Origin of the sequence: Lachnoclostridium phytofermentans ISDg (assembly GCF_000018685.1) — a bacterium.
GTDB classification, from domain to species: domain Bacteria; phylum Bacillota; class Clostridia; order Lachnospirales; family Lachnospiraceae; genus Lachnoclostridium; species Lachnoclostridium phytofermentans.
In genome coordinates this window covers 1,552,101-1,573,103 of the sequence record NC_010001.1, presented here as the reverse complement: position 1 = coordinate 1,573,103, position 21,003 = coordinate 1,552,101, and the positions used below count along the sequence as shown (strand labels likewise).

The following is a 21,003-nucleotide window of genomic DNA, read 5'->3' as shown; positions in this document are numbered from 1 at the left end:
TATACAATATTTCTTTCACTTTACTCAAACAGTAGTTTTTTCATGATTTCATTCTGCTCGTCGGACATAGAAACATTATTCTGATTCTTGAAAAACTCTTCAAATAAACAAAGAGGGTCTTTTCTAATAACATCCTCAGCTACCAGTTTTGCTGTCTCATTTGGCTTTGTCTTACTGTTATCAAATTCAATCCGCATTACATTTGGATAAATACTACGAATCCGTCCAATTGCATCATAGATTTCCTCTTCATCAGTTAATGTCGCATGAATATAGTCCTTTGTATTCCCATTGTGGTAGTTCTTCGGATTCAGAAGTTCATCAATTGGCCCTTTTAACTGACGCATATCTCTTAATGGAATCAAAGGAATATATTCCTGTTTAATCTCCCCCTTGGTATCAATCGTTACCATAGTTACAGATTTTTTCTGTTTCGCTTCCGAAAAGGAGTATTTTAGTGGAGAACCTGCATAACGAACCGTATCTCTTCCAATTCGCTGTGGTCCATGAAGGTGTCCTAATGCAACATATTCAAAATCATCAAATACACTTACATCGACATTATCAAGCCCTCCGACTGATATGTTTTCAGAATCACAGCACTCTGGTGAAATATCCCCTGCGGTTACAAATTGATGTGCCACAAGAATATTTCTCTCCGCTTTATTTACCTTCGCTGCTGCAAGAATCGCCTTCACCGCATCATGATAGGACTCTATTCCCTCGTGATACACCGAAGCAATGGCAGGCTTTACAAATGGCAACAGATAGATATTGACTGGACCATGTCCATCATTTAATGTATATCGCGCGATCTCCCCTTGATAAGTACCTGCTATATAAACTTCATTATTTCTTAAAATACGGCTTGCAAAATTAAGTCGCTCAGCAGAATCATGATTTCCGCTAATCATAAATACTGGAATCTTACGTTTATGTAAGTCTGATAAGAAATCATCTAACAAATTAACTCCTTCTATCGTCGGTAGATTCTTATCGTACACATCACCAGCAATCAGTACTGCATCTGGTTTTTCCTCATCTGCAAGTTCCAAAATCTTTTGTAAGATATATGTCTGGTCTTCTATCATTGAAAACTCATTTACTCTTTTTCCAATATGCAAGTCCGATAAATGCATAAATTTCATACCGACACCTCCTCTAATCTTTTCTATTGTATCATACCACAAAAGTACAGGAAATGATAAGAACAAATATTCTGGAAAAGGGGATGGAACAAAAAACAGAAAGCACTATGTACGATTCACTCCCTTTTACTTGATAGGAGGCAACATATACATAGCGCCTTTATATTCTTCTCATAACGTATTTCTGCTACAGAAAAATCCTGAGTGTTAACAACTTCTCAAAGCTTCTATAGGTAAGATTTTTTTCATTCTAAAATATACTAAAAAGTTTGTGAATATAGTAGTTAAAAACAGAATAAGTCCCATTCCAATGATTGAAGAAAATTGCATCTTCACATCCATGCCTATTATTAAGTAAATAATTTTGAAACAAATAGTTCCAAATAAAATACTTATCATTACCGCAAGTATCACATAATACAAACACTCAAGTAATAGACATAAAAAAATTTGCTTTTGTGTCATTCCTACAATATTTAGTAGAGCAAACTCACGTCTTCTTTCATAAAGACTACATATTGTAACATTCAAATAATTTAGAATTCCTATAAAGGCTAGTATCACACTCATACTGTAACCAGTTACTTTTAGCGCCATTAAACGCTCACTAAGTTCACTTAATTGTTCTCTTCGATCTCTTATTTGAATATTACTATCAAACATAGATTTTAATTGTCTAAGTATGATATCTTCATAGCCTTTTTCTGCTTGGATATTAATTGATTCAATATGATAATCGGAAAATTCATGGTTAAACTGATCAAACGGAATATAAAGTGCATAATCATAAATAGAATAAAAATTTAGTATCGTAAAATTGGATAATATCGGCCGATTACCTTTTTCAAAAGCTTGTATACCGTACGGATTTTTCAACATATCTAATTCAATTATGTTGTTTTCTGTATCGAACGTTGTATTTTCACTTGTTTTTTCATATTTGTATATAATTGCGTTCGTTCCTGTTTTAAAAAGTTCCTTATCAAACTTACCAATAAACCACTGAGTTTTAAATTTTTCAATTGCTTCATTAGGTATACCGTATATTATTATATCCTCTACCCCTTTAGATATTTTTTTTGTATAAATAGGTATAACTGCCTTTATCCCTGGTATCTGCTGAATATTTTCTAAATCCCTTTCTAGAAGCAAATGTATTTCCTTCTTTATGTCGATTAATTCCTTTAATTCATCAATACAAAAGTCATAGGTTTGGACTCTGGAGTCTTCTAACAAAATATTAGCCATCGACATAGTAAATAAAAATAATATAATTGATATGGCAATTGATATTATTGAAATTATAGCTTTCTTTAGATTGCGTTTTAAATTTTTGATTGCAAAATACCAAAGACTTATTCTATCTTTCATAAGAATTCTTGAATTATTACAATTTTTTATACCCTCTTCGTTTAATGCGCTAATACAAGACATATTTGTTATTCTTTTTATTGGTAAGATCGCAGATATTATGATTGTTAAGTATGTAAATAGAACAGTAAAAATAAATATGCTAAAATGAAATGAATATATGTACTCTTTCCCAGATAAAGACATAAATATCGGAGATATTATTTTCCATCCTATGAAATATCCAAGTAATAATCCAATAGGGAAGGAAAAACAATAAATCATAGTCACCTGATAAAATACTAACTTTTTTAATTGTTTCGTTGTCGTCCCCAACGTTTCTAATAATCCGTAAAATTTGATTTCTCCTGTTAAAGCTATATAATAAATATTATAGATAGCAAGGAATCCACAGCTTAAAATTACTAAGAAAACAAAAATTATGATACTCACGCTTTGAACATTAAAAAAATGAGTTTTTGCTAGATTAAACGCCTCATTTACTTGATAGTTTGGCACTAATTGAACATCTGATATAATTTTCTTTATTTTCCCCTCAATATTGATTGGGTTATTTAATAAGAGATAAATAGTAGTTTCCTTATCATCATTACTTATTGTAAACGCAGGTCTAGTAGCTGTATTATCTGCCGTTGATTGATAATAACCACTTAAGATATATCTCGTTTCTTCAGAATAGATATTATATAGATAAATCTCACTCCCAACATTGAGTGGTATGTTGTGCTTTAATAAATATTCCTCGTCAATTAAAATCTGACTATCATTAACAGGATAACTTCCCTCAATAATATTCATGAACATATGGTTTAATATTGTGGAATCGCTACAGGAATATATTTCACAATATTCATCCGTCTTTGTACTACCAATGGTCGCTTGTCCTAAATGATTCACAACATAACTGTTTTTTACTAATCTATGTTCTTCTATTTCCTTCTTCTTAGATATTGGTACTTCATCTATCACAGCGTGAAAATTTGATCCAGTTGCTAGTTGCTTGGAAATTTCTAAGGATTGATAGATACAAGAGGTGATTCCCCCAACTGTTATAAATAAAATAGCTGTAAGCATAATAGATACGCTAATTGCTAAGGTGCGTATTTTTTTTGATTTAATTATATGAGAAGCAAGTACGATTAACCCTTTATTCATGGCCAAATACCTCCTTCGTATCAGAGATTAAACGACCATCCTCTATATGTATTCTCCTTGTAGCAATTTGCGCAATTTCTTCATCATGCGTTATCATTATAATTGTCTGACCGTAGGTTTCATTTAACTGCTTCAATAATAAAATTACTTCAAGAGCTGTTTTACTATCTAAATTACCGGTAGGTTCATCCGCTAATATTACTTGTGGATGTGCTATCAATGCTCTTGCAATTGCAACTCTTTGCTGCTGCCCGCCAGATAAATTATTTGGAAGACTGTTTTTCTTTTCAGAGATACCGAGAGTATTTATTATAAGTTCTAAAAACTTTTTATCTGGTCTTACATTATCTAATTGTAATGGTAACATTATGTTTTGATAAACATTTAATATAGGTACCAAATTATAGCTTTGAAATACAAAACCAATAGATCTTCTTCGAAATATTGTTAATTCATCCGGTTTCAATGCGTAGATATCTCTATCGTTAATAAGAATATTTCCTTCCGTAGGATAATCTAATCCTCCGATAAGATTTAGCAATGTACTTTTACCACTCCCACTTGTTCCTACAATAGCAATAAACTCACCTTGTTCAATCGATAGGTTAATTCCTTTTAGAGCATGTACTGTAGTTTCGCCGATTCCATAAGTTTTCTTTAAATTTTTAATCTCTATTAACATGACACAACCCTCATTTTCTTTTTTGCTATTGTATCATTTTTTTATAACAGAATTATGTTTAGAAACTAACACATTCATCACTTTTTATTTTATAATTGGAACCAACACAGTAATCACTTTTTATTTTATATTGGAGAACTAATACATTCATCACTTTTTAATTTGCTTAAAAAAACACTGAATGTACTTCCTTCACCTAATTTGCTTTTTACTTTTAGATAACCCTTTTGATTTAATATAATATTAGACGTCAAATAAAGGCCGATACCTACTCCTTGTAATTCCTTTACAGAATCACTACGATAGAACCGTCTCCATATATTTTGTTGTTCATGCTCTTCTATCCCTATTCCATGATCTGTGATTTCAATTTCAATATACAAATTATAATCATTAACCGTTATCTCTATATTACTGCCAACTGATGAATACTTAACTGCATTATCTAGAATATTAGAGATTGCTTCCGTTGTCCATTTCATATCGAAGAAAGCTTTAATATTGGAATTACAATCTATTTGTATGTCTAAATTCTTTTGTTCTGCATCTTTATAAATACTAGATACCGCATTTGTCAATAATTCTTTTATATAATTTTCTTTTCGCTGTAAATTTTCAAGAATTAATCCACTTTCACAGCGTGACATTTTTATCATTGCATCAAATAAGAATTTTAACTTTTCTCCTTCTGAACTTATGTTATTTATGCGCTCATCATTATATTCTTCTTGTAACAAATCCGCATACAAAATGATATTCGACAAAGGAGTTTTTATTTGATGTGAGATGTCGGTTATTAAACTATGTATTTGCTCTTTTTCCTTTTGAATACTTTTTGTTATAGTAATATTGGATTGTATAAATTGATAAAACTTATATTCAAAAATAGATGCTTCCTGTTCTGAATAATTATAATCATACCAAGATTTATCAAAAATATCACTTAGGCTATGTCGAAGTTTTTCCTTTTGCGTATGAAGTAGAAACATAAAAAACAGAGAAATTATTAAGACTCCAGCAATATATATTAGAATAAACATATCAAATAATAAATACTGCGAAAGTATAACATAAACCATAGACCATATAAAAATTGTAATAAAATATTTAGCAATAAACATTTATTATCCCCTTTATTAAATCTACTTTAAATTTTCCCAACCCACATATATCCTAATCCATATACCGTTTTTATAGCTTCATTTCCGATTTTAAAACGTAACCTTTTGATAGCCATAGTAAGTGCATTATCATCAATAAATTCTTCATTACAGGACCATACCAAATCTATTAGTCTTTCCCTTGGTATAATCTTATTTTTATTACAGACCAATAGTTTTATTATTTTCTGCTCTACAACACTTAATATAACTTCTACCCCTTCTATCTTATATTCCAAAGCAGTAAAATTAAAATAGTAATAATCATCTTTATATATATCATCTCTACATTTATTTCGCCTTAATGCTGCTTTAACTCTTTCCCTTAATACCATAATAGAGAATGGTTTCGTTACATAATCCGTTGCTCCCACACGAAATGCTGATACAATATCAATTTCAGTATCATTGACAGTTAAAAATATGATAGGAATCTCTGTTGCTCCGCTTATTTCTCTACAAAATTCAATTCCGTTACCATCTGGCAAATTACAATCTAATATTAATAAATCAAACTTATGTATCTTAAGTAATTCTTTCGCCGATTTAATAGAGGGGGCTGCTTTGACTTCTTGATTGTTTGACGATAAGGATAATACCAATCCATTTCGTAGTTTTTCATCATCTTCAACCACTAAAATGTGATTCATATTCGTCTCTCCTTTCGAATCTTTAATACTTCTGTACCTACTTTAATCTTTTGGTAAAAAAGTTCTTCAATATTAACCATCGTATCCCCTCACTGCATCTGCTTATAATAAAAAATAGCTGCCTGTGTACGATCCCTAACATCTAGTTTCAACATCAAATTACTTAAATAATTCCTAACTGTACCTTCACTTAAGAACATGACATCTGCGATTTCTTTGTTACTAAGTCCTTCCGCGACCATAGTTAGAAGTTCGTATTCCTTCTTTGTTAGCTGATATGCCCCATAAGGGAATTCCTTTTTCTTCTGCATTAAGTCTGGTAACTTGGTTATAACATCTGAACCAAATACACTTTGACCCATGGAAACCGCCTTTAACGCAGGCTGTATACTATCATAGTCTTGTTTTAACAAATATCCTTTTGCGCCAATCTTTAATGCCTTCACAATATATTCATCATCTGAAAATGTTGTTAAAAATAATATCTTAGCATCTTTATGTTTCACTAATATTTTTTCTGCTGCATCAATGCCGCTCATTGTAGACATACGAATGTCCATTAATAGCACATCAGGAGTATACTTCTCATATAGAGTAATGGCTTCACGCCCATCATTTCCGATAGCTTCTACTTTAATCTCAGAATCCATTTCTAAGATAACCTTTAAAGATGAACATACCAAACGGTCATCATCAACTATTACAATTCTCATCCTTTACCCCATTTCTAAGTTACTATTTGATTACTTGCAAGCCAATGCGTATCATCAAGTTTGTATTTGCAGTGTAGACACAAACCTACTATTTCTCTTCCTGCGTTTTTGGGATCATTACAAATATCCGAAATCCTTTTTCAGAAGTAATCGTAATATTTCCTCCTAATGCATTCACTCTATCCTTCATGTTCATTAATCCGATTCCTTCTTCTGACGTCTTTTTTCCTCCAGTACCATTATCTTTTATCAGTAACTGGTACATGCCCGGATGCTCCCGTAGTAATACCTCCACCTTTGTGGCGTTGCTATGCTTTATCATATTGGAAAATGATTCTTTTAATATCGTTAAAAAACAATACTTTACATTCCGATTTACCACATTTCCCATATCATAATCTAATTCCACCTTGCAAAAAGAAAAATCATTCACCAACTGTTCTACACTCGTTCTCAGATCAATTGCACCATCGTGCAAATCATGAACGCTTAATCGTATGGAATTCATAGCGTCTGATAATGTATCTTTTAACCCGCAAAGTAATTCATTGCTTTCCTCATTTTTATTTACCGCAATGGCTGCTCCTACTATTAGGATAGAACGAGACAACATATGACCGACATTATCATGTATCTCTCTGGCAATTCGATTTCTTTCTTTTAGTGTAGCTAAATAAATCTCGGTATCCTGTTGCCTGATAAGTTCTTGATTTCTGGCCTCTAACTCCATATTAGATTCTTTGGTTGTGTCTTGTAGTTTAAATAATTGCGCCTTCAATTGGCTTTGCTTCATCGTTCGTACCGCAAATGTTACAGAAATAATATGTAACATGATAAAAAACAAACACTTAAAAGTTGAATCAAACTGCACCAATTGATAGCCAGCAGTAAATACGACTGCAATACTTAACGTCTTCTTACGAAAACAAACTGCCTCGTATAATAGCAGTGGTAAAAAGGCGAAGAATTGTGGCATAAAAAAGCAGAGTAGAAAATAGCAAATATAACTTCCATACAAGAATAGTTCTTTTTCCATTACATAATTAAATTCGCTAATTGCCATTGCAACCAGTAAAGCTATCACTGCATACTTTATATTTGTATTTATATCAAGAAAAAAACTGCAACATATTAGTATAAGTAACCGATCATAGATGGAATTCAAACAGTCTTACTCCCTTCATGAATCACAGCTATCGCTATGAATCCTTTTGCTATAGAAATTTAGATCCTAATTATCATAAGTTTACCATATTCCTTCTCTATTGTTAAACAATTTTCTTAATTTTTCCTTTTATTATCTTGTAAATCAAAAAGGCCGCTTGTAAAAAAACAAGCGACCTAATATTATAATCAATTTCAAATTCGTGAATCCCTATTCTAATTCAAAAGCACCGGTATACAACTGATAATATTTTCCCTTTTCAGCAATTAGCTGATCATGATTACCACGTTCTACGATATGGCCCTGTTCTAAAACCATAATCACATCGGAATTCTTAACAGTAGAAAGTCGATGAGCTATTACAAATACCGTACGGCCCTTCATTAATGCATCCATGCCTCGCTGTACAATTGCTTCGGTACGGGTATCAATGGAGGAAGTAGCCTCATCTAGAATCATTACCGGAGGATCAGCAACTGCTGCTCGTGCAATAGCTAATAGCTGTCTCTGTCCTTGAGATAAATTAGATCCGTTGCTAGTAAGTGGTGTCTGATAACCATCCGGCAAACGCGTAATAAAATCATGAGCACCTGCTAATTTTGCAGCCTCAATACATTCCCCATCCGTAGCATCTAGCTTACCATAACGAATATTGTCCATAACTGTTCCGGTAAAAAGATTGGTATCTTGTAAAACCACACCAAGGGAACGACGAAGGTCTGACTTTTTGATTTTATTTATATTGATACCATCATATCGAATCTTACCATCTGCGATATCATAAAAACGATTGATAAGGTTTGTGATTGTTGTCTTACCAGCACCAGTCGCACCAACAAAAGCTATTTTCTGTCCTGGCTCTGCATACAGGGTTATGTTATGCAATATGGTCTTATTTTCTACATATCCAAAATCTACATCAAACATCCTAACATCACCGGTTAGTTTTGTATAAGATACTGTTCCATCGTCATGTGGATATTTCCAAGCCCAAATTCCGGTACGTTCCTTACATTCTACTATTGCTCCATTTTCTTCTCTGGCATTCACTAACGTTACATTACCTTCATCCTCTTCTGGCAACTCATCGATAAGTTCAAAGATTCGAGAAGCTCCTGCAAGTCCCATAACAACTGCATTAATCTGGTGCGATACTTGATTGATATTTCCAGAAAACTGCTTCGTCATATTTAAAAATGGTACTACAATACTTATACTGATAGCAAATCCTGATATACTTACGTTTGGTGCATCGGTAAGTAATAAAAATCCACCAAATAATGCAACAATTACATAAAGGATATTTCCAATATTATTTAAGATTGGTCCTAGTGTATTAGCATATTTATTTGCTCTTTCGGCATCTGCGAATAATGCGTCGTTGATCTCATCAAAACCAGCTTTACATTCTTCCTCATGACAGAAGACTTTTACAACTTTCTGTCCGTTCATCGTCTCTTCGACATAACCTTCCACTTTACCAAGAGCCGCCTGTTGACGAATAAAATACTTAGCAGACCCGCCACCAACTTTTTTAGTGATTTTATACATGAAGAATACACCAACTAAAACCACAAGGGTCATCCAAACGCTAAAATATAGCATAATACAAAATACGGTAATTGCAATGATACCTGAAGTCATTAACTGAGGTATACTTTGAGAAACCATCTGACGTAAAGTATCAATATCATTTGTATAGTAACTCATGATATCTCCATGATTATGTGTATCAAAATATTGAATCGGAAGATTCTGCATACCATGAAACATTTTTACACGCAATTTCTTTAAAGAACCTTGTGTTATAATAGCCATCATTCGGTTAAATGCGAAAGAGGCTGCTAAGGATAGAACGTAGCAGGTTGCTAACAATCCTACCAGCCCGGCAATATGTCCGGATACAGATTTCCAATCTCCAGTCTGCCAAGTACTTTCCACCGATGATATGATATTCTGCATAAAGATAGAAGGGATGGAGGATATCACTGCATTAAAGACGATACAAACTACTACAATCGGTAACATAACTGGATAAAATTCAAATAATGTTTTTATCAGGCGCTTTAGTACACCTTTTCGCTTGATTACTGGCTTATTCTGCATCCTGATCACCTACCTTATTCTGTGATAAATAAACTTCTTGATAGATATTGTTGCTCCTAATTAGTTCCGCATGAGTTCCAATAGCATTAATAGTACCGCCCTCCATAACAATAATGCGGTCAGCATCTTCTACAGACGCTGTTCTCTGAGCAATAATAATTTTTGTTGTCTCAGGGATAAACTCTTTTAACGATTTTCTAATCAAAGCATCTGTCTTCATATCAACTGCACTCGTAGAATCATCCATTATAAGGATCTTAGGGTTTTTTAGTAGTGCTCTGGCAATACATAGACGCTGCTTTTGTCCACCTGATACATTGGCACCGCCCTGTTCAATATAAGTATCGTATCCATCTGGAAATCTTGATATAAATTCATCCGCCCCAGCTAACTTACATGCTTCTACAAGCTCTTCCTCTGTTGCTTCTTTATTTCCCCAACGAAGGTTTTCCTTAATCGTACCGGAAAATAAAACATTTTTTTGTAAAACCACTGCTACTTGATTACGAAGGGAATCTAGGTCATATTTTTTTACATCTTCACCACCAACTTTTACAACGCCTTTCGTAGCATCATAAAGTCGAGGGATTAATTGAATCAAGGATGATTTTGAAGAACCAGTACCACCAATAATTCCTATCGTCTCGCCTGATTTAATATGAAGATTAATTTCTTCAAGGGACATACGTTCTGCTTTCTTTGAATATTTAAAACTTACCTGTTCAAAATCTATTGAGCCATTCTTTACTTCCTTAAGACTAAGTTCTGGACTCGTTAGAGTACTTTCCTCCTGTAAAACTTCTACGATACGGCTTGCTGACTCACTAGCAATTGTAATCATGACAAATACCATAGATAACATCATTAAGCTACTTAAAATCTGGAAGCTATAAGTAAGTAATGCAGAAAACTGTCCTACATCTAAATCAAGACCTCTTGATGTAATGATGGTGTAAGAACCAAAGTATAAAACGAAAACCATAACAGTATATAAACAAAACTGCATCAAAGGATTATTAAAAGCCAAAATCTTTTCTGCTCTTGTAAAATCAGCACATACATCTCCCGCTGCTACTTCGAATTTACTCTTTTCGTAATCTTCTCTAACATAAGATTTTACTACACGCATACCTTTTACATTTTCCTGAATGGAATTATTCAGTACGTCATACTTACGAAATACCTTTTTAAATAGTGGCATTACTTTTCGAATGATAAAAAATAAGCCAAACCCAAGGACAGGTACAACGAATAGAAAGATAAACGCCATTTTACCACCCATGACAAATGCCATGGTAAAGGAAAAGATAAGCATTAAAGGACATCTGATTGCCGTACGAATTATCATCATGTAAGCATTCTGAACATTTGATACATCAGTAGTAAGTCTAGTAACTAATGATGATGCGGAAAAACGATCAATATTTTCAAATGAATACGTTTGAATCCTATAAAATAAGTCTTTTCTTAAATTACGCGCAAAGCCTGTGGAGGCAGTAGCACAAGCAGTACCAGCTATTGTTCCGAACATTAGTGATAGTAAAGCCATTACTACTAAAAGAAGACCATATCTTGCAATAACACCAAAATCGCATCCAGCTTTTATTTGATTTACGAGTTTTGCTGTAATAAAAGGTATGGTACATTCCATCATAACCTCAAATGAAACGAATACAGGAGCTTTGATGGAATGCTTTTTAAATTCCCGTATACTTTTAGCAAGTACTTTATACATTGACATTGCTCATCTCCTTTACATTTTTCTTATTAATTGACAGCTTTCTGTATTAAGAAATAATTTCGGACTTTCTCTATTTTTCTTTCATTTTGACACTTTATAGCTAAGACCAAAAAAAAAGCGCAGTCAGACCTTAATATCTGGACTTACGCAAGAAAGCTGCTCGATATAACTATTTTATATAAATAAAATTTATTTGTCAAATTATCTATGGGTTCAATTTTATATTTTTTATTATATAGGCATATTTCTACGGAAACTGTTTACTTATTCTTAACAACTTCTTGGCGCTTTATAATGATCTTCCCCTCATTACTTAGCATTGTATATCTTATGAGACTATACGTATTATTAAGTTTTCAGATAAAAATGCTGATAAAAGATCACTGAGTGAAAGATAAAAAAGTCTCTCACTCAGTATTTCAAATCTGTATTTCACAAATATTCATGACTAGTCTAATGCTAAAATGAGAACCAAATGTATTAAGTATCTTAATTATACAATTTAATCACGAAATGTTTTTAATGCATCTATGGTCTCTTGAAGTAACTCATCTAATGTCCACCCAAGTATGTCCGCACCTCTTTCAATTACTTCACGGGAACAGCCTGCTGCAAAGCCTTTGCTTTTATACTTTTTCTTAACAGACTTAAGTTCCAGGTCCTGAACACTTTTGGATGGTCTCATAATCACCACTGCTCCGATAAGTCCTGTAAGCTCATCTACCGCATAAAGGATTTTTTCCATCTCATGCTCTGGTTTTATATCTACCGTAATACCATAGCCGTGACTTGCTGCAGCATGGATTATTCTCTCATCTACCCCACGCTCTCTCATTATCTCTTGCTCTTTGATGCAATGTTCGTCCGGAAATTGCTCAAAATCTAAATCATGCAGTAATCCAACAATTCCCCAAAAATCTTCTTCCTCATTATATCCTAATTTTTTAGCAAAATACTTCATTGTCTGCTCAACAATCTGAGCATGCTCTAGATGAAATTCTTCTTTATTAAATTCTGTTAGAAGTTTCCATGCTTCTTCACGTTTCATTCCTTACCTCATTTCTGCGCTACTCTTCTTGCTTGCAATACAACTATATCATATTTTTAGGTGCTGCGCTGGCAAAAATTATTGATTCTTATCTTGTTTCCTGTTACGGTACCGCCTGGATTCGAACCAGGATTAAGAGTTTATGGGACTCCCGCCTTCCTCTTGGCCACGACACCCAATGAATTAAAATGATCATTCATTACTTTTATTTAAAATATCCATTGCTTTGGATTGCTTTCTTTCTTAAATCGGTTAGTCGATCCAATGCTCCAATTAAGGTTTCATCCTTCTTTGCAAAGTGAAGCCTAATAAGGTGATTCACCTCTTCTTTAAAGAAGCTAGAGCCTGGTACTGCTCCTACACCAACTTCTCTGGCTAACCATTCACAAAATCTTACGTCGTCTTTTACATTAAATTCAGAAACATCCACTAATACATAATATGCTCCTTGTGGATCTGTAAAGTTTAGTTTCAAATCAGACAATCCACCAATAAACAGATCTTTTTTCTGTGTATAATGTTTTTGTAGCTCTTTATAATATTCTTCACCAAAATTAAGCCCTACAACCGCTGCTTCCATTAAAGGTGCTGCTGCTCCAACCGTTAAAAAGTCATGGACTTTTTTTACCCTTTCTATTACAAAAGGACTTGCTATTACATATCCTAAACGCCAACCAGTGATGGAATATGTTTTGGATAGCGAACTACATATGATCGTTCTTTCCCTCATACCAGGCAAGGTCGCCATATAAATATGTTGATTAGGCTCGTATATGATATGTTCATATACTTCATCAGTAATAACATAAGTATCATATTTTATTGCAAGGTCTGCAATAATTTTTAATTCATCGTAAGTAAATACTTTACCGCAAGGATTCGATGGATTACATAAAATTAATGCCTTTACACCTTTTTTAAATGCATCTTCTAGCTCATTTGCATCGAAGGAAAAGGCAGGAGGCTTTAGTGGTACATAGATAGGTTCCGCACCGGAAAGTATGACATCAGCACCGTAATTTTCATAAAAAGGAGAGAATATAATTACTTTATCCCCAGGATTTGTTACTGTCATCATTGCTGCCATCATTGCTTCTGTACTTCCACAGGTAACTACAATCTCAGTATCTGGATTAATCTTCATTCCAGAAAACTGTTCCTGTTTCTTAGCAAGAGCATACCTAAAATTCTCAGCTCCCCATGTAAGTGCATATTGATGAGGACCTTCTCCTGCTATGTTAGCAAGTCTATCTGTGATCTCTTTGGGTGGATTAAAATCCGGGAACCCTTGAGATAAATTAATGGCATCGTATTGATTCGATATTCTGGTCATTCTACGGATAACAGAATCCGAAAAATTGGCAGTTCGTTCACTTAATGGTTTCATAAATTTTTCCTTTCCTGTGCACACTCTTTGTATTAACATGTTTGTCGTTTAAGAGCACAAACTTGTATGCACCATTCCTATGCTAAATATGTCTTATGTCGATTTAATATCTCCCTCTCATCAAAGGCTCTTTTCATCTGCCGCATCAATTCTAAATTCTGTGGTGCAGTCTCCTTCAGGTAAAAAATCCTTTTGCTTAATCCAATACCATGCTCTCCAGAGGTCAGTCCTCCGAGTAAAAATGCTTTCTGATATATAGCATTCAGATGTTCCTGCAATTCTTTTTCCCATTTGTCATCGCTTCGGTTACCTCTTACCATACAAAGATGGATGTTTCCATCCCCAGCATGGCCAAATCGAATCATCCTCATCCCTGATTTTTTCTCATATTCACTTACATAAGATATAAATTCAACGATTTTATTTACTGGTACCACTAAATCAACTGGTTCCTGCTCTGATACTGCTTCTACCGCCTTAACAAAACAACCTCTTATCTTCCATACATTCATCAATAATTCTTCACTATCAAGAATCAAAACATCAAGTGCACCTTGTTTTATTGCCGATTTTTTTACTCGCTCTACGTTTCCTTCTAACTCAAGACTGCGGCCGTCAAAGGTCATCAAAATGTATGCTCCGGCTTTCGGATACGGGAATGACAGGCCAGTATAATCCTCCCCCAATTTTATAACATCTCTTTCAATAAATTCAATTGCTGTAGGATTTGCGTTTTCTTTGATAATAGTTAGAACGCCAGGAATCGCAGTCTTAACATCACGATAGGGAAGAAGTACACTTAATGTGACTTCCGGTTTGGGGATTATCTTAAGAATGCACTTTGTTATGATTGCTAAGGTACCCTCCGAACCTACAATCAGGTTTTTAAGTGACAAACCACTCGCATCTTTTACATTCTTACTCCCGACCCATAGAATTTCTCCATTGGCAAGTACTACTTCTAAGCCTCTGACATAATCCCTGGTAACGCCATATTTAACAGCACGCATTCCTCCCGCATTCGTGCTGATATTTCCACCTATTGTTGCAGTTTTTTCTCCTGGATCCGGTGGATAAAAACACCCTTTTGCCTCCACATACTCTTGAAAATCGGCTAATACTACCCCAGCCTCTACTGTGGCAGTCATAGTTTCTTCATCAAATTCAATGATCTGATTCATTCTTGTTAAATCAAGTACAATTCCTCCCTCTACGGGTACAGTAGATCCAACTAAATTTGTTCCTGCGCCCCTTGGTGTAACAGGAATCTGGTTTTCCCAAGCATATCTCATAATCTTTGAAACTTCATCTACATTTACGGGAAACAAAACCACATCTGCATGTCCTTTGATACGTCCCAGCGCATCACTAAGGTAACTATCATCTATTTTATCAATAAGAATCCTATCACCATCATTGATTATACTATTTAATATTTTAACATTAACCTCTGCCATAACTTCACACCGCTTTCAATTGGGATGTTACAAATATTGTAACATCCCAATTGAAAGAATTTACTCCTCCCATGCAGCTAGATAAGATCCCTTAAAGGTATCTGCATAAACATCTTTTACTGCGTCGGATTGATATGCTTTTACAATCTTTTTATACACTTCATTATCTAAATCTTCAGTTCTTGCTGCAATCAGGTTTACATAATTCTTCCCTGCATAGATACTTACACTATCTTGGAATAATGAATCTTTTCCCGGATTTAAACCATTGTCTAAAGCATAATTACAATTAATTACTGCAATCGTTACATCTGGAAGTAAAGCATAAACATTTGCTGCATCTACTTCTACTAACTCAAGATTGAAAGGATTTGCAGTTATATCCTTCACTTCCGGGCTGTCACCTGCAGCTTTGTTTAATTCGATAAGCGCCGCTGCTTCAAGAACCTTTAATGCTCTACCTTCGTTAGTAGCATCATTAGGAACTGCAACCTTATCCCCTTCTTTTATCCCACTTAAATTATCAATCTTCTTGGAATAGATATTCATTGCGGAGATAAATGTATCACCGATTGAATCAATCTTATACCCATTGTTGTCTTTCTCTTTATTAAGATAAGCATAATGCTGGAATGCATTTAAATCAACTTCACCCCCATTTAAAGCAGCATTTGGAGTATTATAATCTGTAAATGTTACTAATTGAACTTCAATTCCCTCTTTCTTAAGTTCTTCAATGACAGGTACCCACATTTCATTCGATTCACCAACAACACCGACCTTAACTACTTTGTTATCCTTAGCTGCATCCTTCTTTCCGCATCCTGTTACTGCAAAAGCTAAAGTTAATCCTAACGCTAAAATACCTAATTTTTTTAATTTTCTCATAAATTTTCCCCTTTTCTATCCTTTTATTTTAAATTTTAATAACTCACAACTTCTTACTATGCATTATCATAATTGGGCATATCTTATGATAGCGTCAATGCATACTGAAAATTTTCTTTCATTGTTCTACAAGAAGCATCGAATTTTCCCTTTTCTTCAGGTGTCAAATTTAGCTCAATGATTTCTTCTACACCATGAATTCCAAGTACCGTAGGAACAGATGCATAGACATCATGCTGGCCATACTCACCATTTAAGAGAGTAGATACTGGTAATACCTTCTTCTCATCTGAGAAAATGGCTCGTGTAACCTCAGCTAGTGATGCACCAATACCAAATTCCGTTGAGCCTTTTCCAGTTAGGATATGCCATCCCCCTGCTCTAGCTTCATCAGAAAGCTTAGAAAGATCAATCTGCCCATATTTTTCAGGTTTTTCCTTGATTAGTTCCAAAATTGGTTTTCCAGCTATAGATACCGTTGACCATGCAACCATCTGGCTTTCTCCGTGTTCTCCAAGAACAAATCCATAGATTGATTTTTGATCAATTTCAACAGCATCTGCAATTGCTCTTCTAAGTCTGGCAGAGTCTAGTACCGTACTTGTTGAAATAATTTTATTGGATGAGTACTGAAGTAAATGCTGTAAATAATGTGTTATTACATCTGCTGGATTTGAAATGCTAACAATCATACCATCAAAACCTGAATTTTTGATATGCCAAGCTACCTCTTTAATAATTAGAGCAGTATTCGTAAGGGTACTCATTCTTGTTTCACCCTTATTTTTATCTGGATTGGTTCCTACTGCAATCACCATGAGATCTGCATCAGCTGCATCACTATAATCACCCGATTTTACCTTAACTCTGTGTGGTAGGTATACTGTAGCATCGTAGATATCCAGTGCTTGTGCTTTCGCTTTTTCTCTATCAATATCAATAAAGATAATTTCTTCTGCAAGCCCCTGCTCTGCCAGTGCATATCCAGCATGAGATCCTACGTGACCTGCTCCGATAATAATGACTTTTCTTGGTTTTGCCATAACTTTTTTCTCCTAATGTGTACATTTTCTTGATACCACGTTACCAACAATTTGAATAACGCTTACCAGTAGCACTAAAACAACCACTGATGCGTAAGTTACATCCGTTTGATTACGTTGATAACCAAATCTGATTGCAAAATCGCCAAGCCCCCCCGCACCAATAGCTCCAGCCATTGCAGTTAAACTAATTAAGTTAATCGCTGTTATGGTTGTTGCTCTGACTAATCCGGGAATACATTCCTTTAATAGTACTCGAAAAATGATTTCAATCGGACCACTTCCCATCGCTTGCGCAGCTTCAATTAGTCCTGGATTCATTTCTGCTAGAGCAGTTTCTACTTGCCTTGAGAAGAATGGTGCTGTACCAAAAATCAATGGAACGATTGCTCCTTTCACTCCGATTGCTGTTCCAGATATCAATCTTGTAAGAGGAATCAGACCTGCAAGTAAAATAATAAACGGAATGGAGCGAAAGAAATTGACTACCTTATCAAGAACCTGATAAATTGCTAGATTTTGAAGTATTCCATCCTTTTTTGTTACAGTTAGGATAATTCCTATTAACAATCCAATAATAAAAATCACGATTCCTGCTTTTAAAACCATCTGTAGCGTTTCAGAAATACTTTTATAAAAGTCAGGTAGCTTCGACATTACATTTGGTAGATATTTTTCAAGAAGCTCTTGCATCAAGTATCACCTCCACTCCAACATTTTTATCTTGTAAATACTTTATTGCATCATCAATATCTTCCTTCTTACCACTTACGATAGAAACCAAACCACCGATTGGATTTTCACCAATAAGCTCAATGTTTCCAAAAATGATATTAATGTTCAATGAAAATTCCCTTGACAACTGTGATACGAGAGCCTCTGATGTGCTTCTCTCCAAGTACTTGAATCGTAAGATACACTCCCCTTGTTTAAGTTCTGTAATCTTTGCTTTCTCATCTATGTAGTTATAGATTCTTGAAAGATTTGAAGTACTATCAACAAAATCCTTTGTTATCTTCTTCTGTGGGTTTGCAAATATCTCAAATACATCCCCTTCTTCCACAACTTCACCATTCTCCATTACTGCAACTCTATCGCAAATTTCTTTTACTACCTGCATCTCATGGGTGATGATGACGATTGTGATACCAAGCTTTTGGTTAACTTCTTTAAGCAGTTTTAGAATTGAAACTGTAGTTTGTGGATCTAGCGCACTGGTAGACTCATCACTCAGTAAGATATCCGGATCATTTGCTAGCGCCCTTGCTATTGCCACTCTCTGCTTTTGCCCACCAGAAAGTTTTGATGGATATTCATTTGCTTTTTCCTCAAGACCAACCAGCTTTAATAACTCATTGACTTTATCCTTAATTTGCTTTTTTGATAAACCTTGATGCTTTAGAGAGTACGCAACATTTTGGAATACCGTTCTGGATGCAAATAAATTAAAGTGTTGAAAGATCATTCCAATTTTTCTTCGCTGTTTTCTAAGTTCCTTTGATTTTAATGCAGTAAGTTCAACATCGCCGATGTAGACTTTCCCTTCCGTTGGTTTCTCTAATAAATTGATACACCTTACTAGGGTGGACTTTCCTGCTCCGGAAAAACCAATGATGCCATAAACCTTACCTTTTTCAATAGTTAAATTAACATTTTTAACAGCATCAACCAATCGATCACCGGAAGAAAATGTCTTGCTAAGATTTTCAAATCGAATCATTAATAACCTCTTTTCTACGCTGCTCATGTCTCATTTTCGAGATATTGCTTCATATCAAGTTTGTGGATACAGCGCTGACACAAATTTGATGACCTGATTTTTTTCTACTTTTCATTCTTCTATCCTGCAAGTTTCCCGCAAAAAAACAGGGTACATATACTCATGCACCCTGTTTCCCTTGTTCTTTTATCAGATCATAATAACTCTAATCTTACAAAAAACCGGAATTTGAGCGCACTGAATTAGGCATGTTATTACACATACATCCACCGTTGCAACACATCATCATATTTATCATATACATAGTATTTATTGATTTAACAGTACGCATCGAAATTCTCCCTTCCGTTATTTTGTATATCTTCCTTAGGTTATCTATTTCTTACTATAATTTATTGATTACCTTGTATGTTTCTTATCTGCTGTAGTTCTTATGTTGCTATTATAACAGTCAAAAAAAGAAAGTGTTAATACTCAAAACTGATAATCTGTTATAGGTTAAACCTATAACACCATGTCTTTATAATTCATTAGCTCCTTGATATATAATTCACCATTATTACTGATAATAGAGCCTTTTCGTTTAATGTAGCCAATTCTCATTTTTTCACTTTCAACCAAAGGTACAGCTTTATAGTCATCCCCGTTTAATTCCTCGCAAATGATTCCGGAGCATAGGGTATATCCATGTAAGCCTATCATTAAATTTAACATTGTAGCTCTATCATTTGCTTTAATAATACGTTTGTAGTCATAAGTACTCTTAACTTCTTCTGCTAGATAGAAGGAGTTATTTTTGCCTTGGTCAAAAGCTAGACATGGGTACTCTTCTAATTCTTTCATAGAAATGACTTCTTTGTTTGCAAGCGGATGCTCAGACCAAAGATATACGTAAGTGTCACATTGAAATAACTCTACAAATTCTAAACTATTCTCTCTAAGAACCTTAGTCATAACCTGTTCATTAAAATCATTGAGATATAATACTCCTAATTCACTCTTAAAATTCTTTACATTTTCTATCACTTCATTGGTCTTAGTTTCATGAACTGCAAATTCATACTGCTCCATCCCAACCTTTTTCACTACCTCAACAAAGGCTTTTACTGCAAAACTATAATGTTGCATAGATACACTGAATTTTTTCTTTGACTTCTTTTCAATATACTTATCTTCCAATAACCGATATTGCTCTGATACTTGCTTTGCATAGGTAAGAAACTCTTCTCCTTCCGGAGTTATTACGATTCCTCGATTCGAACGAAGAAAGATATCAAAACCTATTTCTAATTCCAGTTCCTTTATCGTTCCCGAAAGGCTAGGTTGTGAGATGAAAAGCTGTTTTGCAGCTTCATTCATAGAACCGCAATCTGCTATCGTGATTACATATCTTAACTGCTGTAGTGTCATGTGTCCTCCCAATAATTTTTTTTACTTTATAAATTAAATTGCGAACTTTTGCAATCGTTTTTTATATTATTTCAAATGCTATTTTTATAATATTTCAAAAGCTTTCCATTAGTATATCGTTTTTAACTACGTTTATCTTTCCGTTAAGCATATCGTTTT

Annotated in this window: 17 protein-coding genes and 1 tRNA gene; all 18 read right to left on the bottom strand. The window is 34.2% G+C overall.

Going from position 1 to position 21,003, the window contains the following annotated elements; genetic code table 11:
* Positions 1 to 20: 20 nt before the first annotated feature.
* The 18 genes from CPHY_RS06540 to CPHY_RS06460 all read right to left on the bottom strand — a co-directional run bounded on the left by CPHY_RS06540 (position 21) and on the right by CPHY_RS06460 (position 20,844).
* Positions 21 to 1,148 (bottom strand): exonuclease SbcCD subunit D, encoded by a 1,128-nt coding sequence (locus CPHY_RS06540; protein WP_012199277.1) that lies wholly within the window; start codon positions 1,146 to 1,148, stop codon positions 21 to 23.
* 207 nt (positions 1,149 to 1,355) lie between these two features.
* The gene (locus CPHY_RS06535; protein WP_012199276.1) at positions 1,356 to 3,674 is read right to left on the bottom strand and encodes an ABC transporter permease; all 2,319 of its coding nucleotides are present in this window, start codon (positions 3,672 to 3,674) and stop codon (positions 1,356 to 1,358) included.
* A complete protein-coding gene (locus tag CPHY_RS06530) occupies positions 3,667 to 4,356 on the bottom strand; it encodes an ABC transporter ATP-binding protein (RefSeq protein WP_012199275.1) in 690 nt (229 codons plus the stop codon). The genes CPHY_RS06535 and CPHY_RS06530 overlap by 8 nt, the downstream gene beginning before the upstream one ends.
* A 125-nt stretch (positions 4,357 to 4,481) precedes the next feature.
* Positions 4,482 to 5,477: a sensor histidine kinase gene (locus tag CPHY_RS06525; protein ID WP_012199274.1), complete on the bottom strand. Its 996-nt coding sequence runs from the start codon at positions 5,475 to 5,477 to the stop codon at positions 4,482 to 4,484.
* Between the two features lie 26 nt (positions 5,478 to 5,503).
* Positions 5,504 to 6,166, bottom strand: coding sequence for a response regulator transcription factor (locus CPHY_RS06520; protein WP_012199273.1), 663 nt, complete (start codon positions 6,164 to 6,166; stop codon positions 5,504 to 5,506).
* 89 nt (positions 6,167 to 6,255) lie between these two features.
* Complete coding sequence (locus CPHY_RS06515; protein ID WP_012199272.1) at positions 6,256 to 6,879, bottom strand: response regulator transcription factor; 624 nt, start codon at positions 6,877 to 6,879, stop codon at positions 6,256 to 6,258.
* Between the two features lie 88 nt (positions 6,880 to 6,967).
* A complete protein-coding gene (locus tag CPHY_RS06510; protein ID WP_012199271.1) occupies positions 6,968 to 8,044 on the bottom strand; it encodes a sensor histidine kinase in 1,077 nt (358 codons plus the stop codon).
* A gap of 210 nt (positions 8,045 to 8,254) precedes the next feature.
* Positions 8,255 to 10,150: an ABC transporter ATP-binding protein gene (locus CPHY_RS06505; protein WP_012199270.1), complete on the bottom strand. Its 1,896-nt coding sequence runs from the start codon at positions 10,148 to 10,150 to the stop codon at positions 8,255 to 8,257.
* The gene (locus tag CPHY_RS06500) at positions 10,140 to 11,885 is read right to left on the bottom strand and encodes an ABC transporter ATP-binding protein (protein WP_041704100.1); all 1,746 of its coding nucleotides are present in this window, start codon (positions 11,883 to 11,885) and stop codon (positions 10,140 to 10,142) included. The genes CPHY_RS06505 and CPHY_RS06500 overlap by 11 nt, the downstream gene beginning before the upstream one ends.
* 508 nt (positions 11,886 to 12,393) lie before the next feature.
* Entirely contained in the window at positions 12,394 to 12,939 is a 546-nt protein-coding gene (locus CPHY_RS06495) for a hydrolase (protein WP_012199268.1), read from the bottom strand.
* Positions 12,940 to 13,045: 106 nt separating this feature from the next.
* Positions 13,046 to 13,115 (bottom strand) — tRNA-Met (locus CPHY_RS21650).
* A gap of 29 nt (positions 13,116 to 13,144) precedes the next feature.
* A complete protein-coding gene (locus tag CPHY_RS06490) occupies positions 13,145 to 14,326 on the bottom strand; it encodes a pyridoxal phosphate-dependent aminotransferase (protein ID WP_012199267.1) in 1,182 nt (393 codons plus the stop codon).
* A gap of 77 nt (positions 14,327 to 14,403) precedes the next feature.
* On the bottom strand, positions 14,404 to 15,783 hold the full coding sequence (locus tag CPHY_RS06485) for an FAD-binding oxidoreductase (protein WP_012199266.1): 1,380 nt from the start codon (positions 15,781 to 15,783) through the stop codon (positions 14,404 to 14,406).
* 60 nt (positions 15,784 to 15,843) lie between these two features.
* Positions 15,844 to 16,671 carry a MetQ/NlpA family ABC transporter substrate-binding protein gene (locus CPHY_RS06480; protein WP_012199265.1) on the bottom strand — a complete coding sequence of 276 codons (828 nt, stop codon included), beginning with the start codon at positions 16,669 to 16,671 and terminating at the stop codon, positions 15,844 to 15,846.
* Between the two features lie 83 nt (positions 16,672 to 16,754).
* The gene (locus CPHY_RS06475) at positions 16,755 to 17,714 is read right to left on the bottom strand and encodes an L-lactate dehydrogenase (RefSeq protein ID WP_012199264.1); all 960 of its coding nucleotides are present in this window, start codon (positions 17,712 to 17,714) and stop codon (positions 16,755 to 16,757) included.
* A 12-nt stretch (positions 17,715 to 17,726) separates the two neighbouring features.
* Entirely contained in the window at positions 17,727 to 18,407 is a 681-nt protein-coding gene (locus CPHY_RS06470) for a methionine ABC transporter permease (protein WP_012199263.1), read from the bottom strand.
* Positions 18,391 to 19,434, bottom strand: coding sequence for a methionine ABC transporter ATP-binding protein (locus CPHY_RS06465; RefSeq protein WP_012199262.1), 1,044 nt, complete (start codon positions 19,432 to 19,434; stop codon positions 18,391 to 18,393). Before CPHY_RS06465 ends, CPHY_RS06470 begins: the two co-directional genes overlap by 17 nt.
* Before the next feature lie 504 nt (positions 19,435 to 19,938).
* Complete coding sequence (locus CPHY_RS06460; RefSeq protein ID WP_012199261.1) at positions 19,939 to 20,844, bottom strand: LysR family transcriptional regulator; 906 nt, start codon at positions 20,842 to 20,844, stop codon at positions 19,939 to 19,941.
* Between the last annotated feature and the right edge of the window lie 159 nt (positions 20,845 to 21,003).